Origin of the sequence: Streptomyces sp. NPDC001406 (genome assembly GCF_042895285.1) — a bacterium.
Lineage (GTDB): Bacteria > Actinomycetota > Actinomycetes > Streptomycetales > Streptomycetaceae > Streptomyces.
In genome coordinates, this window is record NZ_JBIAWG010000011.1 from 358,144 (window position 1) to 374,616 (window position 16,473).

Genomic DNA, 16,473 nt, shown 5'->3' on the forward strand with positions numbered 1-16,473 from the left:
GTCCGAATCACCCGGTTACGTACCGTGGAGTGCGGGTTCGGCGAGGTCACCGACCGCCAGCAGGGCCAGTACGACCTCGTACAGGTCGGTGCCCGCGGCCAGGAGCTGGCGTTCCAGCACGGGCTCGGCGCTGCGGACGTGTTCGCGCACGGTCTGGGCGTGGACGCCCAGGTCCTGGGCGGCGCGCTCGGCGTTGCCGCCCGCGGCGATCCAGGCGCGCAGCGTGCCGCGAAGATCCCGTCCGTCCCCGGTCAGCCGCCCGAGCAGCTCATGGGCCCAGGTGCGCAGCACGGTCCCGGCGAGCAGATCGCCGATCCGGACGGCAGCCGGCCGCGCATCCGCGCCGTACGCGGCGCTCTCCGCGCAGCCGGCCTGGGTGTTCAGGGCGAGGTGGACGACGGCGCGGACGGTGAGATCGGAGAAGTCGGTGTCCAGCAGGCCTTCGACCCGGTCCATGCGGGCGCGCACGGTGTTGCGGCTGACGCCGAGCACCTTGGCGGCGCTCACCGCGGTGAACTCCAGGCCCAGCCGGGTGGTGGCCAGCAGTTCGGCGCGGGTGTGGTGGGGCAGGGTGTCGAGGGGGCGCAGCAGGTCGGCGGACCAGGCGCACAGCGGGGCGTAGTCCATCAGCCGCTCCGGATGGGTCCGTTCGGCGTAGACGGCCGCCTGGTCCGGGTGGAAGTGGGCGACGGCGAGCGCGCTGATGGCCTGGCCGTAGGCGGTGGCGGTCTGGGCGAGGCTCTGCCGGGTGCTGCCGCCGAGGAAGATCCCGGGGCGGCCGCCGACGAACGAGCGCAGCCGCTCCCCCGCCGCGGCCACGGGGCTGACGACGATGACGTGCCCGTCCATGGCGGGACAGCGCACGACCAGTGCCTGACCGTCGGTCACGTCCAGGCATTCGTCGGCGAGGCGGTCCCGTTCCTCGGCGGTCCCCTCGACGACGTACACACTGGCCGTGTCGGTGTCGAGCAGTCCCGGCCACAGGCCCGCGGCGACCCGGCGGGCGGAGACGGTGTCCTCCACCATGAGCAGCTGCAGGATCGCCAGCCGCAGATCGGCCGCGGCGCGCCTGAGCCGGTGGCCGGCGGCGGTCAGCTCGCGGTCCCTGAGCAGCAGTTCGACGACCGCGGCGGTCCGGGTGACGATCTCGGCGGCGCGCCGGTCGAACGGGGCCTCGCGTGCCACGGCCAGCAGGCCCGTGGACGCCGGGCGCGGGCCGGGGTGCCGGACGGCGACCAGGCGCACGTGCCGGCCCGCGTCCTCGACGGCCGCGGAGGAGATCCGCCCGGTGACGACGCCGGTGACGAGTGCGTCGTCGAGCGTCATCCGCTCTCCGGCGAGCAGGGCACCGTCGGCGCCCTGGAGGAAGGCCGTTCCGCGCACGGCGTGTGCGAGCCAGGCGACGACCCGGCGCAGGTCGCGCCCGGTGGGGCGGAGATGATCGAGCAGTTCCTCGGCCCACAGGGCGTCCGTGTCGTACGGCGTCTGTGAGCGCGGGTCCTCGTCCGCTCTGCCACCCACGGCTGCCCTCTCCTCGTCCATCGCGTTGACCTCGGCATTCGGAGGTGGACGTTACCCGACGGACGGTCGCGGGTCGCGGGGCTGCCGGGCGAGTGGGCAAAGAGCGAAGGAGCGGCTCCGCCGGTGGTCTCGGGGGAGGGACCGCCGGCGGAGCCGTGTGGCCCGGGGCCGGGGGAAGGCCCCCGAGCGGCTCCCGGTTCGGGTTCCCCCGAACCGGCGGGCCACACAGGGGAGTTCGGGGCATACGCGATCGGCGGTGCCCGCCTCGCTCCGGATCGGGCACGGGTCCCGGCCCCCGCCTGCGTCGCGGGTGCCCGGTGACGGCATAAGCTCGGCGGATGGCGAAGTACTTCGACGTGCACCCCGAGAACCCGCAACCGCGCAGCATCGCCCAGATCGCCGACGCCGTGCGCTCGGGAGCGCTCATCGCATACCCGACCGACTCCTGCTACGCGCTGGGATGCCAGCTCGGCAGCCGTGACGGCATCGACCGGATCCGTTCGATCCGCCGGCTCGACGACCGGCACCATTTCACCCTGATGTGCCGCGACTTTGCGCAGCTCGGCCAGTTCGTGCGCGTGGACAACGACGTGTTCCGGGCCGTCAAGGCATCGACCCCGGGCAGCTACACCTTCATCCTCCCGGCGACCAGGGAAGTGCCGCGCAAGCTGCTGCACCCCAAGAAGAAGACCGTCGGGGTGCGCATCCCCGACCACACGGTCACCCAGTCCCTGCTGGCCGAGCTCGGCGAACCGCTGCTGTCCAGCACGCTGCTGCTGCCGGACGAGGAGGAGCCGATGACGCAGGGGTGGGAGATCAAGGACCGGCTCGACCACGCGGTGGACGCGGTGGTGGACTCCGGGGACTGCGGCACCGAACCGACCACGGTCATCGACTTCTCCAGCGGCGAGGCGGAGATCGTCCGGCGGGGAGCGGGCGACACGGCACGCTTCGAGTGACCCGCGAGGGCCCGTGGGCCAAAAGCGGGAAGGGTGATCTTGCGCGACACCATGACCGCGTACCCGCCGCGTCTCGGAGGTCCCCCTCCGAACGACGATTCCTCAGGGAGGCTCTTGCGCCATGACCGCCGTACAGGGAACCGCCGTGGACATCCCGACCGAGGACGGCACCGCCGACGCCTATCTGGCCCACCCCGGCGACGAACGCCCCCGTCCGGCCGTCCTGTTCTACCAGGACGCCTACGGACTGCGCCCGTGCCTGAGGTCGATGGCCGACCGGCTCGCCGCGGCCGGCTACACGGTCCTGGTGCCGAACGTCTTCTACCGTCAGGGCCGGACACCGGTCGTCGAACTGCCCGAGTTCATCGACCCCGGCGCCGACCCCGGCGTCTGGCGGCGGATCGGCCCCCTCGTGCAGTCGCTGACGCCCGATCTCGTCGCGCGGGACGCGGGCGCCTACCTGCGCTGGCTGGCCGACAGTCCGCTGGTCGCCGACGGCCCGGTCGCCGTGACGGGCTACTGCATGGGCGCCCGGCTGGCCCTGCTGACCGCCGGCACGCACCCGGACCGGGTCGCGGCCGCGGCCGGATTCCACGGCGGACGGCTCGCCACCGACACCCCGGACAGCCCGCACCTGGTCGCCGAACACATCACCGCCGAGCTGTACTTCGGCCACGCGGACCATGACCCGTCCCTGCCCGAGGAGCAGATCGAGCGGCTGGAGAACGCGCTCACCGCGGCGGGCGTACGGCATCGCTGCGAGGTCTACCCGGGTGCCCGGCACGGGTACACGCAGTCGGACACCCCGGCGTACGACCGTGAGGCCGACGAGCGGCACTGGGCGGCGCTGCTCGACCTGCTGGACCGCACCTTCTGAACCGGGCCGTGGGGTGCCCGCCGCGCGACGGGCACCGCACGGACTCCGTCCAACTCATTGACATGCACGCGCCCCGGCGCAACGCTGAGAGCGCTCTCAAACTGGTCCGGACCAATATCCGCACCACCCCGACCCCACACGGAGGTGGAGAGTGCTCGCAAGACTCACCCGTTCCGCGCTGCCCTGTGCGGCCGCGGCGACCCTGGTCGGCGCGCTGCTCGCGCTGGCCACGCCCGAACCGGCCGGTGCCGCCGTGCCGGACACGATCCCCCTGAAGGTGACCAACAACTCCGGCCGCGGTGAAGCGGTCTACATCTACGATCTCGGCACCCAGCTGTCGACGGGACGGCAGGGCTGGGCGGACGCGAACGGCACGTTCCACGCCTGGCCCGCGGGTGGCAACCCGCCGACACCCGCGCCCGACGCCGCGATTCCCGGGCCCGCCGCCGGGCAGTCGAAGACGATCCGGATCCCGAAGTTCTCCGGCCGGATCTACTTCTCCTACGGCCGAAAGCTCGACTTCCGGCTCACCACCGGCGGGTTGGTGCAGCCGGCCGTGCAGAATCCGAGCGACCCCAACCGTGACATCCTCTTCAACTGGTCGGAGTACACCCTGGGCGACTCCGGGCTGTGGCTCAACAGCACCCAGGTCGACATGTTCTCCGCGCCCTACGCGGTCGGGGTGCAGCGCTCCGACGGGAGCGTGAGCAGTACCGGGCACCTCAAGCCGGGTGGATACAGCGGGTTCTTCAACGCGCTGCGCGGACAGCCGGGCGGCTGGGCCAATCTGATCCAGACGCGGTCCGACGGGACCGTCCTGCGGGCGCTCTCACCGCTGTACGGGGTGGAGACCGGGGCCCTTCCGGCGAACGTCATGGCCGACTACGTCAACCGGGTCTGGCAGAAGTACGCCACGACGACGCTCACCGTCACGCCGTTCACCGACCAGCCGAACACCAAGTACTACGGGCGGGTGTCGGGGAACGTCATGAACTTCACCAACTCCTCGGGAGCGGTCGTCACCAGCTTCCAGAAGCCGGACTCCGACAGCATCTTCGGCTGCCACAAGCTGCTGGACGCCCCCAACGACGCCGTGCGCGGACCCATCTCCCGTACGCTGTGCGCCGGTTTCAACCGGTCGACGCTGCTGGTCAACCCCAACCAGCCGGACACCTCGGCGGCGAACTTCTACCAGGACGCGGTGACCAACCACTACGCGCGCAAGATCCACGCGCAGATGGCGGACGGCAAGGCGTACGCCTTCGCCTTCGACGACGTCGGGAACCACGAGTCGCTGGTGCACGACGGAAACCCGCAGCAGGCGTATCTGACACTGGATCCGCTCGGCTGACATGGTGCGGTCCCGCACCCGGAGGGCATCCGGGTGCGGGACCGCGTCGCTGCGAAATCAGCCGGTCGTCAGGGCGGTGTCGTCCACGACGAAGCTGGTCTGGAGCGAGGAGTCCTCGACTCCGTTGAACTTCAGCGTGACCGTCGAGCCCGCCAGCGAGGACAGGTCGAAGGACTTCTGGCTGTAGCCGGAGGCCGCGTTGAGGTTCGAGTAGGTCGCCAGGGCCGTCGAACCGGCGGTCACCGTCAGCTTGTCGTACTGAGTGCTGCTGGTGGTCTCCGAGGTGTCGATGTGCAGGTAGAAGGTCAGGGTCGCCTTGCAGCCCGCGGGGATCGTCACCGACTGGGACAGGGTGTCGGTGTGCGAGGTGCCGTACCCGTCCAGCCAGGCCTTGTAGGAACCGCTGTGGGACGCCTCACCGCTGGCGGTGGTGATGACCCCGCTGGTCGCCGTCCAGCCCGTGCTGCCCGACTCGAAGCCCGGGTTGCTGAGCAACTGGGTCGAAGAGCAGCCGCCGCCGGTGGAGCTGACGGTCCAGCCGAAGGTCGCGGTGCCGGTCGCGCCGGTGGAGTCGGTCACCGTGACCGTGGTGCTGGAGCTGCCCGCGGTGGTGGGCGCGCCGGAGATCAGGCCGGTCGAGCTGTTGATCGACAGACCGGCCGGCAGACCGGAGGCACTGTAGGTGAGCGCACCGCTGTTGGTGCTGCTCGCCTGGATCTGCAGGCTGACCGCCGTGCCGACCGTGGCGGTCTGGCTGCCCGGGTTGGTGACCGTCACGCCGCTGCTGGGCGGGTTGATGTGGCTGCCGACGTTGATGCCGGCGAAGGCGTTGCCCACGCCCGCGTACTGGGTCGAGTTGGTGCCGTACAGGGCCGCCGCCGCGTTGAGGGCCGCGGTGCGGGCATCGGCGTAGTTGGTGCTCGACGTCATGTACGTCGTCAGCGCCTTGTACCAGATCTGCAGGGCCGCGGCCCGGCCGATCCCGGTGACGGCGACTCCGTCCGAGGTCGGGCTGTTGTAGGTCACACCGTTGATGACCTTGGTGCCGCTCCCCTCGGAGAGCAGGTAGAACATGTGGTTCGCGGGGCCCGAGGAGTAGTGCACGTCGAGGTTGCCGACACCGGAGTACCAGCTGTCGGCGGAGCCGCCGTCCTTGCTGGGCTTGTCCATGTAGCGCAGCGGGGTGCCGTTGCCATTGATGTCGATCTTCTCACCGATGAGGTAGTCGCCCACGTCGGAGGAGTTGTTGGCGTAGAACTCCACACCGGTGCCGAAGATGTCCGAGGTGGCCTCGTTCAGGCCGCCGGACTCGCCCGAGTAGTTCAGGCCCGCGGTGTTGGAGGTGACGCCGTGGCTCATCTCGTGGCCGGCCACGTCCAGCGAGGTCAGGGCGTGGGTGTTGCTCGTGCCGTCGCCGTAGGTCATGCAGAAGCAGCTGTCGTCCCAGAACGCGTTGACGTACGAGCTGCCGTAGTGGACGCGCGAGTAGGCGGCGACGCCGTCGTTCTTGATGCCACTGCGGCCGAAGGTGTTCTTGTAGAAGTCCCAGGTCTCCTGGGCTCCGTAGGCCGCGTCGGCGCCGGCGGTCTGGGTGTTGGAGCCGGTCCCGTCGCCCCAGACGTCGTCCGAGTCGGTGAACAGGGTGCCGGTGCCGGAGGTGCCCCGGTTGAGGTTGTACGTCTTGTGGCCGCCACGCGTGGTGTCGTACAACTGGTACGTCGAACCGGAGAGCGTGGTGGTCAGCGAGACCGTGCCGCTGTACTGGGTGTTGCCGGTGCCGGTCTTGATCGCCTGGTAGCGGTAGAGCTCCTTGCCGCTGGTGGCGTCGGTGATGACGTGCAGCTGGCTGGGCGTGCCGTCGTCCTGGAAGCCGCCGATCACCGTCTCCCAGGCGAGCTTCGGGGTGCCGTTGCCGGCCCAGATGACCTTGCGGGCGCTGTCGGTCGAGGGCTTCTTGGCGTCAAGTGCCCTGGCCGTCTTGAGGGCCTTGGTCTCGGCGGCCGCCTTGGTGAAGGTCGCGGTGGTGGAGGCGACCTTGATGGCGTGCTTGTTGTTGAAGGTGGTGCTGACCGTGCCGGCGGCCAGGGAGGCCGGCGGAGTGTGCACGACGAGGTCGCCGCCGAGGACGGGGAGCCCGGCGTAGGTGCGCTCGTAACGGGTGTGCACGGTGCCGTCGTTGTCCTTGGCGACGTCCCGGACGACCAGCTTCTCCTTGGCGCCGAGACCGATGGTGCGGGCGGTCGTGGCGGTCTTCTGCTGGGCGCTCTTGATCAGTGCCTTGTGCTGGGCCGGACTGAGCTTGGCCTCGAGACCGCCCGTGCGCAGCGGGCTGGGGTGGGGGGCGGCGGGCTTGGCGCTCGCCGGGACGGACTGGATGCCGACGGCAAGGAAGGCCGCGGTCGAAACCAGGGCGACTCCGACCGCGGAACGTCTGTGGGGAAGGCGTCTCACTCGAATTCCTCCTGCTGCGGCCGCCGGGTCGCGGCCGGTGACAGACCGGACAGACGGGGTGTGCTGTCCGGGACGAGCTCAGTTGTGCGGGAGCGTGGTCCGTGAACAGACCGGGGAGGAACGGTGTGGGGGGTCGCAGGGAGAATCGCAGCTTTGACTCGTCCATGTCAGTACGGCCGGTGACATTCAAGGGTTTTCCCTATGACGGGCCGCCCGACGGATCCACCCGACGCCTCAGGGGCCTCGGCAGTGACATGGTCAACAGACCTGCGCAGGCGAGCCGTTGGTGGGCTTCGTACCGGACGTTGCTACGGTTCACGCCGTGTCTGACTCCTCACGCGATACCGCAGAAGGCGCCGGCTGGGGCACCGCCGAACGGGGCGCCTACAAGCAGCTGATGCCGGACCATGTCGAGAAGCTGTCGTGGCTCAGCCCGAAGACGCTGTGGGCCGCCCGCAACGGGGTGGTGGCGTCCTGGTTCTCAGACCCGACGGGCCGCACCCGCAGCCGCTGGGCGGCGCAGCGCACGGCCGCCGGCGCCGCCGCCGACAAGGTGGTCCGGCGGAACGATCCGGACCGCTTCTCCTTCATGGTCATCGGTGACACCGGCGAGGGCGACGACTCCCAGTACGCCGTCGTGCCCGGCTTTCTGAAGGCCAGTCAGGACACATCGTTCGCGGTGATCGCGAGCGACGTGATCTATCCGGTCGGCGCCACCGACGACTACGGCACGAAGTTTTTCCGCCCGTACCAGGACTACCCGGCACCGATCTACGCGATACCCGGCAACCACGACTGGTACGAGGACCTCGGCGCGTTCATGCGCGTCTTCTGCGACGACGCCCCGCCCCTCGCCCCCGAGCCCGCGCCCCGCCCGCTCACCCGCGCCTGGTGGCGTGCCCTGCTGTGGCACAGGCCCCGCCCGACGGACGAGCAACGCCTCACCGAGGCACGGAAGTTGCGCTCGGCTCCGGCCCAACAGGCCGTACAGCCGGGCCCGTACTGGGCCATCGACGCCGGACCGGTGCGGATCATAGGCATCGACACCGGTCTGCTGGGCACGATCGACGCCGAACAGGGCGCCTGGCTCCGCGAGGTGTCACAGGGCTCCCGCCCGAAGATCCTTCTCACCGGGTCCCCGCTGTACGTGGACGGCGAGCACCACCCCTGCGCCATCGAGGGCGGCGGCACCGTCGACGACATCGTCCGCGACCCGGCTCACCACTATGTCGCGGCGATAGGCGGCGACATCCACAACTACCAGCGCTATCCGGTCGACGTGGACGGCCGCACCATCCAGTACGTGGTCTCGGGCGGCGGCGGAGCCTTCATGCACGCCACCCACACCATCCCGCGCGTGCAGATCGCCGACGTCACCGAGGAGGACTTCCGCTGCTACCCGCTGCGCGGCGACTCCCTCGCCTTCTACAGCCGGCTGTACGGCCGGCGGCTGCGCCTGCGCCGCTTCTTCACCCTCACGGAGGCCGAGGCCACGGCCGTCATCGCCGGGCGGCTCGGCATCAGGCCCGGCCGCGCCCCCGGCCCGGACACGCGCGTCACCCGGCGCACCCGGCTGGTCGCGAGCCTCCTGGGAGCCGGCGGCCGCCCCGACCGCACCTCCCGGTTCCGGCTTCCCGTGCGGAAGATCTACACGCAGCTCTTCTCGCCGGGCTCGGCGACATACAGCCCGCCGTTCTTCAAGTGCTTCCTGCGTCTGGACGTCACCCCGGAGGCGGTCCGGCTGCGCTGCTTCGCCGCGACCGGCAATCGTGCGCAGGAGCTCGACCCGCCGGTCGAGGACGAGATCACCATCCCGCTGCTCTGAGGACACCGGCGCCATGTTCGGGCCGGCTGATCCCGGCGCCGGGCGGCGGCCCTGCGTCGGTCACCAGCGGCCCGGCTCCGTGCCGGTGATCGCCTCCGACGGTCTGCCGTCCACGCCGACGGGCACCTCGCCGGTGAGCATCACCCGGTGCATGGTCCGGGGGAAGCCGAGGTGGGCGTTGTCGCTGGGAGCCAGATGGATGGTGGCCCGGTTGTCCCAGAAGGCGACGCTGCCGGGCTCCCAGCGGAAACGGACCGTGTACTCGGGCCTGACCGCCTGCTCCAGCAGCAACTCCAGGAGCGCCGCGCTCTCCGGCCGGGACACCTCGGCGATCTGCTCGACGTAGTAGCCGTTGACGAACAGCACCCGCTCCCCCGTCTCCGGATGCACCCGCACCAACGGGTGGACGGAGGCGACCTGATGGTCCAGCAGATGCCGCAGATACGCGTCGTCACCGGGCCGCGGCTGATAGCCGACGCCGAGCCGGTGTTCGGCGCGCAGCCCGTCGACGAACGCCCGCACGGGGGCCGACAGCCCGGCGTACGCGGCGGCCAGATTGGACCAGGTGGTGTCGCCGCCGTACGGCGGGACGGTCTCGGCGCGCAGGATCGTCGCGGCCGGCGGGTCGACACGGGCTCCGTGGTCGCAGTGCCAGCCGCGCAGCAGTGTGTGCCGGCGCCGGCGCAGCCACTCGTCGTGCTCCATGCCGAACCGTCCGCCCAGCTCCAGCCGGTCGGCCGTGGTCTCCACCTCGGGGAAGTCCGGCGGGGAGGCGCTGCCGCGCCGTCCGGGCACGACCGGTTCGCCGAACCGGCGCGCGAACGCCACATGGGTGGCATGGTCGAGTTTCTGGTCGCGGAAGAAGACCACCTTCCAGCGCAGCACCGCCGCCCGGATCCGAGCGACCACCGCGTCGTCGAGCTCCTCCACGAGGTCGACCCCGGTGATCTCGGCTCCGATGTGGCCGGCGACCGGCTTCACCTCGATCCCCGCGCCCCGCTGTGCCGTGCCCCTGTCCGTCGTCATGCACGCTCCGATCCGGTGCCGTCCTCGGCCGGGCCGCTCCGTTCCGCGGTTGATCACCGCTCACCCTATCCGTGAGAGGGATCGCGAGCAGCGGGGTGCCCCGGGAGGAGATCGTGGTGACCACGAAGCTTCCGGGCCGCCATCACGGCTACGAGGAGACCCTGGCCTCGTTCGAGGAGTCCCGTCGGCTGCTGGGCCTGGAGTACGTCGATCTGTATCCGATCCACTGGCCGCTCCCCGCGTCGGCAGGTACGTGGACTCGTGGAAGGCGATGATCAGGTTGCGCGAGGAGGGGCTCGTGCGGTCGATCGGCGTCTCCGACTTCACGCCGGAGCACATCGAGCGCCTGGAGCGGGAGACGGGCGTCTTGCCGTCCGTCAACCAGGTGGAGTTGGAGCCCGCTGGGCCGGGGCAGTCTGCTGCCGGCCGATCCCACGGTCGTCGCCGTGGCCGAGGCGCTCGGGGTGACCCCCGCGCAGGTGGTGCTGCGCCGGCACGTCCAGCTGGGTGCCCTCCCCATCCCCATCCCCATCCCCAAGTCGGCCGATCTGGGCCGGCAGCGCGACAACCTCGACGTGTTCGGCTTCCAACTGGGCCCCGCCCAGACGGCCGCAGTCTCCGACCACGCCCGGACACGGCTCGGCGGGGACCCCGAGGTGCACGAGGAGTTCTGACCTACGGCTCCTCGACCCGCTCCTGGGCGGTGTCACTGCCCGGCCCGGGCGCGGTGAGGCTGCCGAGGATGTCCAGTAGTTCGGCGCTGCGGGTACCCGGCTCGGCGTGGAAGACGACGAGGGTCAGGCCGTCGGTGCCGTCCATGGACAGCTTGTCGGAGTGCAGGTCGAGGTCGCCGACCTGCGGGTGGGTCAGATGGCTCACCCGGCCGCGCCGGGGCCGCACATCGTGCCGGGCCCACAGGAGACGGAAGCGCTCGCTGCGCACGGACAGGTCTCCGACCAGGTCCCGCAGCCGCGGGTCGTCCGCGTCCGGCCCGGCGTGGGCCCGCAGGGTGGCCACGCCCTCCTCGGTGAGGTCCGCCCAGTCACGGCGCAGCTCCCGCTCGGCCGGGTCGAGGAACACGGCCCGCAGCAGGTTCACACCGGGCCGGTAGTTGGGGCTCAGCGCCCGGGCCAGGGTGTTGGCGGCCAGGCAGTCGGTGTAGCGGTTCTGGACATAGGCGGGGTTGCGGGTCCAGCCGTCGATGAGCCGGCGGATGCTGACGGGCACCTGCTCCTGCGTGCGCGCCTGGCGCGTCCGGCGGGCCGGGCGCCGTATGCCGCCGGGCCGCTCCCGGGCCAGGCCGACGAGGTAGGCGGTGGCGTCCTCGTCCAGCCGCAGCACGCGCGCGACGGCCTCCAGCACCTGGACGGACGGGTTGCGGTCGCGGCCCTGCTCCAGTCTCAGGTAGTAGTCGGAGCTGATGCCGGAGAGCATCGCGACCTCCTCGCGGCGCAGTCCCGGCACCCGGCGCAGACCGCCCCCGGGCAGCCCCACGTCCTGCGGCCGGACAAGCGCCCTGCGGGCCCGGAGGAACTCCCCCAGCGCGTTCGTTCCGTCCATGCCACCACCGTACGGCCGGGCCCGGCCCGGTGACCGGCCCTGTCACTCCCAGGAACGCGGGGGCACTGCCGCCGCCCCCGTGACCGGCGCAGGGTGGAGGTCGAGGGCGGGCCGCGGGATCGCCGGCCCGCCGGAAACGGACAGCACGAGAGGTACGACATGTCTGCGACGCTCGGCGGAACCTTCACCCCGGCCGACGGTCCGACCCTCACCCGTATGGGCTACGGCGCCATGCAGCTCGCCGGACCCCATGTCTTCGGTCCGCCCGGGGACCGGGACCGGGCCGTCGCGGTGCTCCGCGAGGCGGTGGCGGCGGGCATCACGCACATCGACACCGCCGACTTCTACGGGCCCGTGGTGGTCAACGAGATCATCAAGGAGGCTCTGCACCCCTACCCCGAGGGCCTGCACATCGTCACCAAGGTCGGGGCGCGCCGCGGTGCCGACGGCGGCTGGATCATGTCCCGGCACCCCGAGGATCTGAAGGCGCAGGTCCACGACAATCTGCGGCACCTCGGCCTGGAGACCCTGGACGTGGTCAATCTGCGTCTCGGTGACATGGACACCCCGAACGAGGACTCGATCGCCGACCAGTTCGGCGCCCTGGCCGAGCTGCGCCGGCAGGGCCTGATCCGCCACCTCGGGCTCAGCGCCGCCTCCGCCGGGCAGCTCGACGAGGCGCTGGCCATCGCGCCCGTGGTCACCGTGCAGAACCTGTACAACCTGGCCGACCGGCAGGACGACGCCCTTGTCGAGCGCACGGCGGCCGAGAACATCGCCTTCGTGCCGTACTTCCCGCTGGGCGGCTTCACCCCACTGCAGTCCGGGACACTGAGCGAGGTCGCCTCCCGGCTGGACGCCTCGCCGCAACAGGTCGCGCTGGCCTGGCTGCTGCACCGCTCACCGAACATCGTCCTGATCCCCGGCACGTCCTCGCCCGAGCACCTGCGCGAGAACATCGCCGCGGCCGGTCTGACCCTGCCCGCCGACGCGATCACCGCACTGGACGGCATCACCGAGTGACCGACGGGCAACTCATTTCCTGAACACGCGGATTGACGGGTTCCGCCCCCAACTGCCCCACCGGGCCTTTATGTTCACGGCGGTGCTCGATCGTCGTCCGTCGTCTCAGGAGGCTGCTCGCCATGCGCAACGCGCTCCGTACCGCCCTCACCGCGGTCGTGGCCGCCGGAACCCTGTTCACCTGTGGTACCGCACAGGCCACCCCGGCCGGACCGGGGGTCACCGCCCGGCTGATCAGCCAGGCCACCGTCGGCAACACCGACTACATCCTGCGGGAGATCACGATCCCGGCCGGGCAGGCCACCGGATGGCACTACCACGACGGGCCGTTGTACGGCTGGGTGAAGCAGGGCACCCTCAGCCACTTCGACTCGACCTGCGCCCAGGACGGCCTGTACCCGGCGGGCAGTGCCATCCGGGAGCCGGCCGGGCCGGGGAACGTACACATCGGCCGCAACCTCGGTGACACCCCGGTCGTGCTCGATGTGCTGTACGTCCTGCCGCACGGCGCGCCGTTCTCCGAGGACGCCCCGAACCCGGGCTGCGCCTTCCAGTGATCATGTCTCGGGAAGCGGCTGTTCGGCCCAGATGGTCTTGCCGCTGCCCGTCTGCCGGCTGCCCCAGCGCTGGGTGAGCTGCGCGACGAGCAGCAGCCCGCGGCCTCCTTCGTCGAAGGCGTGCGCCCGGCGCAGATGCGGCGAGGTGGAACTGCCGTCGGAGACCTCGCAGATGAGCGCGCGGTCGCGGATCAGCCGCAGCTGGATGGGTGCTACGCCGTAGCGGATGGCGTTGGTGACCAGTTCGCTGACGACGAGTTCGGTGACGAAGGCGGCCTCGTCCAGCCCCCAGACGGCCAGTTGCTCGATGGCCGCCTGGCGGGTGGTGGCCACGTGCGCGGGGTCGCGCGGCACGTCCCAGGTGGCCACCCGGTCCGCGCCGAGCGCCCGGGTGCGGGCGAGCAGCAGGGCCACGTCGTCGCCGGGCTGCTCCGGCAGGACGGCCTTCAGCACGTTGTCTCCGAGGGCCTCCAGCGAGTCGGCGGGCGCGGTCAGGGCGCGCAGCAACTCGTCCATCGCCCGGTCGAGGTCACGGTCGCGGCCCTCGACGAGGCCGTCCGTGTAGAGGGCCACGACCGCTCCCTCGGGCACTTCCAGTTCCGTCGCCTCGAACGGCAGACCGCCCACGCCGAGCGGTGGTCCGGCCGACATGTCGACGAGTTCGGCGATGCCGCCCGGCAGCACGAGGGCCGGCGCCGGGTGGCCGGCGGCGGCCAGGCTGAGCCGGCGCGAGAGGGGGTCGTAGACGGCGTACAGACAGGTGGCTCCCAGCTCGGCGGCCTCCGCATCGCCGTCCCCGGCGGCGAGGTGCGTGACCAGGTCGTCCAGGTGGGTGAGGAGTTCGTCCGGAGGCAGGTCCACGTCCGCGAGGGTCCGCACCGCCGTCCGCAGCCGCCCCATGGTCGCCGACGACTGGATACCGTGCCCCACCACGTCGCCCACGACCAGGGCGACCCGGCTGCCGGACAGCGGGATCACGTCGAACCAGTCGCCGCCGATGCCGGCCAGCGACCCGCTCGGCAGATAGCGGTGGGTCACGTCGACCGCCGCCTGGCCGGGCAGTCCCTGCGGCAGCAGGCTGTGCTGCAGGGCCAGCGCGGTGGTCCGCTCCTTGGCGAAGCGGCGCGCGTTGTCGATGCAGACGGCGGCGCGGCTGGCCAGTTCCTCGGCGAACACGGCGTCGTCGGCGACATAGTCGTCCGGGTGTGCCCTGCGGACGCACACCGCGACGCCGAGGGTGGTGCCACGGGCCCGCAGCGGCACCGCGATCATGGAATGGACGCCCCGGCGGTAGGCGCGACCGGCGGGCGCGAGCGCGTTGCGCTCCTGAAGCCACTGGACGAACTCCGGCTCCCCGGCCTGGCTGAGCACGGCCCGGCCCTCGCGCAGCGCTCGTGCCGGCGGCGAGGAGGGCTGGTAGACGTTCACATCGCCGAGGTGCACCGCCGCGCCCGGGTTTCCCTCGGTGGTGGAACCGTGGGCCACACGCCGCAGGAAGACGTCCTCACCCGCGATCATCGGCAGCTCGTCCGCCCCGAGGACCCAGTCGAGCAGGTCCACGCTGGCGAAGTCGGCGTACCTCGGCACCAGGAGTTCCACGACTTCCTCGGCGGTGCGCACCACGTCCAGGGTGGTGCCGACGGCGGTCGCCGCGTCGTTGAGCAGGGCCAGCCGCCGCCGGGCCCAGTACTGGTCGGTGCTGTCGAACGCGGCCAGGGCGACCGCGGTCAGCTCACCGGCGGAGTCCCTCAGGGGCCACATCTCGATGCTCCAGGCGTGGTCCCGGTGCAGGGTGGGCGTGCCGGTGAAGCTCTCGTAGCGGACCGGTCTGCCCGTCTCCACGACCTGGCGCAGATGGCTCAGGAAGCCCTGGCTGTGCTCGGTGTCCTTGAGGCTCTCCAGGCAGGCCCGGCCGACCAGCGTCTCCTCCGGAACACCCATCAGCCGGCAGGCCGCGTCGTTGAGCCGCAGATAGCGCTGGCTGGTGTCGAAGACGGACATCGACATGGACGCCTGCTGAAAGACCTGTCCGGCCAGGGTGGGCTCGGCTCCGCCGGGCCGGTGGGCGATGACCACGTGTCCCAGGGGCGTGCTGTCCGGGCCGAGCACGGGGCAGGTGGTCAGCGTGAGCTCGACGCGGTGGCCGTCCCGGTGGCGCACGGCGACGACGCCGGTGCGCGCGGCGACGGTCTCCGTCGGCACCTCCCCGTCGAGCAGTGCGGCGGCCGGCCGCCCCACGACCTCTTCCGCCGGGTGGCCAGTCAGCAGCCGCGCGCCCTCGCTCCACCCCTGCACGATGCCGAGGGCATCGATGATCGCCGCGGCCGCGACATGCTCCATATGCCCCAGGATGATCCCATTGGCTCGGGGCATCAAGCGCGCGGCGGCCCGCCTCAGCCCCGATGACCGCGCAGTACGGCCAGGGCACGGTCGGCGTGGGTGTTCATGCGCAGTTCGCTGCGGACGACCTCCAGGACCGTGCGGTCCTGGGCGATGACGAAGGTGACCCGCTTGGTGGGCGCGATGGAGAAACCGCGCTTCACGCCGAACAGCTCACGGACCGATCCGTCGGTGTCGGACAGCAGCGGCATCCCGAGGGTGTGGCGTCCGGCGAACTCCTGCTGGCGCTCGACGGTGTCGCCGCTGATCCCGACGGGCCGCGCGCCGACGGCGGCGAATTCGGCCGCCAGGTCGCGGAAGTGGCAGGCCTCGGCGGTGCAGCCGGCGGTCAGGGCGGCGGGGTAGAAGAACAGCACGACGGGTCCGTCGGCGAGCAGCTCCGACAGCCTCCTCGGCGTGCCGGTCTCGTCCGGCAGCGTGAAGTCCTCGACCTTGTCACCCACGTCGACACGCTCGCTCATGACCGGCCCTCCCCGCTCCGGGCGACACCGCGGGCCCACAGCACCAGGGGCACCTGGAGCGGCAGCCGCGCTACGGCGGCCGCCTTCAGCGGTGCGGGGCGGTGCCGCCAGTCCACGGCCATCTTCACGTTCGCGGGGAACACCCCGACGAAGAAGGCGGCCGCGGCCCGCGCGGCCACCGGCCGGGTCCGCCGCGTCACCAGGCCCGCGGCGAGGGCCAGCTCCACGGCCCCGCTCGCGTACGTCCAGGTGCGGGCCGAGCCCGGCAGCATCTTCGGAATCGTCGCGTCGAACTGCCGGGGAGCGGCGAAGTGGGCGACCCCTGCCGTGGCCAGTAGACCGGCCAGCAGCAGGGGTGAGCGTTCGGACCGGGGCACGGTTCCTCCTCTGACGACCTGTCGCCGGATATTACTCGACGGTAGGCCACAGTGGATCGCCCGGGATCAAGTCGGAGCCATTCCA

13 protein-coding genes and 1 pseudogene are annotated in these 16,473 nt (G+C 71.5%); 7 read left to right on the plus strand and 7 right to left on the minus strand.

Annotation, left to right across the window (positions count from 1 at the left end; all coding sequences use genetic code 11):
- Window positions 1-15: 15 nt before the first annotated feature.
- On the minus strand, window positions 16-1,521 hold the full coding sequence (locus ACFY1J_RS27570; protein ID WP_390709645.1) for a helix-turn-helix domain-containing protein: 1,506 nt from the start codon (window positions 1,519-1,521) through the stop codon (window positions 16-18).
- Between the two features lie 338 nt (window positions 1,522-1,859).
- Here ACFY1J_RS27570 and ACFY1J_RS27575 point away from each other — a divergent pair, with 338 nt between their 5' ends.
- From ACFY1J_RS27575 to ACFY1J_RS27585, 3 genes are all read left to right on the plus strand, one after another.
- Entirely contained in the window at window positions 1,860-2,480 is a 621-nt protein-coding gene (locus ACFY1J_RS27575; protein WP_390709646.1) for an L-threonylcarbamoyladenylate synthase, read from the plus strand.
- Between the two features lie 121 nt (window positions 2,481-2,601).
- On the plus strand, window positions 2,602-3,357 hold the full coding sequence (locus tag ACFY1J_RS27580; protein ID WP_390732152.1) for a dienelactone hydrolase family protein: 756 nt from the start codon (window positions 2,602-2,604) through the stop codon (window positions 3,355-3,357).
- 151 nt (window positions 3,358-3,508) lie between these two features.
- Window positions 3,509-4,708 (plus strand): glycoside hydrolase family 64 protein, encoded by a 1,200-nt coding sequence (locus ACFY1J_RS27585; RefSeq protein ID WP_390709648.1) that lies wholly within the window; start codon window positions 3,509-3,511, stop codon window positions 4,706-4,708.
- A gap of 57 nt (window positions 4,709-4,765) precedes the next feature.
- Here ACFY1J_RS27585 and ACFY1J_RS27590 read toward each other — a convergent pair whose 3' ends face one another.
- The gene (locus ACFY1J_RS27590) at window positions 4,766-7,159 is read right to left on the minus strand and encodes a M4 family metallopeptidase (RefSeq protein ID WP_390732153.1); all 2,394 of its coding nucleotides are present in this window, start codon (window positions 7,157-7,159) and stop codon (window positions 4,766-4,768) included.
- Window positions 7,160-7,481: 322 nt separating this feature from the next.
- Between ACFY1J_RS27590 and ACFY1J_RS27595 the strand changes: the two genes are divergently transcribed.
- Entirely contained in the window at window positions 7,482-8,984 is a 1,503-nt protein-coding gene (locus ACFY1J_RS27595; RefSeq protein ID WP_390709650.1) for a metallophosphoesterase family protein, read from the plus strand.
- A 60-nt stretch (window positions 8,985-9,044) separates the two neighbouring features.
- On the opposite strand, the gene ACFY1J_RS27600 is transcribed toward ACFY1J_RS27595, so the two are convergent.
- Complete coding sequence (locus tag ACFY1J_RS27600; protein ID WP_390732154.1) at window positions 9,045-10,010, minus strand: TauD/TfdA dioxygenase family protein; 966 nt, start codon at window positions 10,008-10,010, stop codon at window positions 9,045-9,047.
- A 74-nt stretch (window positions 10,011-10,084) separates the two neighbouring features.
- Here ACFY1J_RS27600 and ACFY1J_RS27605 point away from each other — a divergent pair.
- Window positions 10,085-10,684 (plus strand): annotated as a pseudogene (locus ACFY1J_RS27605) (aldo/keto reductase); the annotation flags it as partial.
- 1 nt (window position 10,685) lies between these two features.
- Here ACFY1J_RS27605 and ACFY1J_RS27610 read toward each other — a convergent pair.
- A complete protein-coding gene (locus ACFY1J_RS27610; protein WP_390709652.1) occupies window positions 10,686-11,570 on the minus strand; it encodes a helix-turn-helix domain-containing protein in 885 nt (294 codons plus the stop codon).
- Between the two features lie 159 nt (window positions 11,571-11,729).
- Here ACFY1J_RS27610 and ACFY1J_RS27615 point away from each other — a divergent pair, with 159 nt between their 5' ends.
- The gene (locus ACFY1J_RS27615; RefSeq protein WP_390709653.1) at window positions 11,730-12,593 is read left to right on the plus strand and encodes an oxidoreductase; all 864 of its coding nucleotides are present in this window, start codon (window positions 11,730-11,732) and stop codon (window positions 12,591-12,593) included.
- Between the two features lie 122 nt (window positions 12,594-12,715).
- Window positions 12,716-13,150 (plus strand): cupin domain-containing protein, encoded by a 435-nt coding sequence (locus tag ACFY1J_RS27620; protein ID WP_390709654.1) that lies wholly within the window; start codon window positions 12,716-12,718, stop codon window positions 13,148-13,150.
- Here the strand turns inward: ACFY1J_RS27620 and ACFY1J_RS27625 are convergent, their stop codons facing one another.
- Genes ACFY1J_RS27625 through ACFY1J_RS27635 form a run of 3 tightly spaced genes read right to left on the minus strand, consistent with a single transcriptional unit; the run spans window position 13,151 to window position 16,388 of the window.
- On the minus strand, window positions 13,151-15,490 hold the full coding sequence (locus ACFY1J_RS27625) for a SpoIIE family protein phosphatase (protein WP_390709655.1): 2,340 nt from the start codon (window positions 15,488-15,490) through the stop codon (window positions 13,151-13,153).
- A gap of 53 nt (window positions 15,491-15,543) precedes the next feature.
- Window positions 15,544-16,011: a peroxiredoxin gene (locus ACFY1J_RS27630; protein ID WP_390709656.1), complete on the minus strand. Its 468-nt coding sequence runs from the start codon at window positions 16,009-16,011 to the stop codon at window positions 15,544-15,546.
- On the minus strand, window positions 16,008-16,388 hold the full coding sequence (locus ACFY1J_RS27635) for a MauE/DoxX family redox-associated membrane protein (protein WP_390709657.1): 381 nt from the start codon (window positions 16,386-16,388) through the stop codon (window positions 16,008-16,010). The genes ACFY1J_RS27630 and ACFY1J_RS27635 overlap by 4 nt, the downstream gene beginning before the upstream one ends.
- Window positions 16,389-16,473 lie beyond the last annotated feature (85 nt).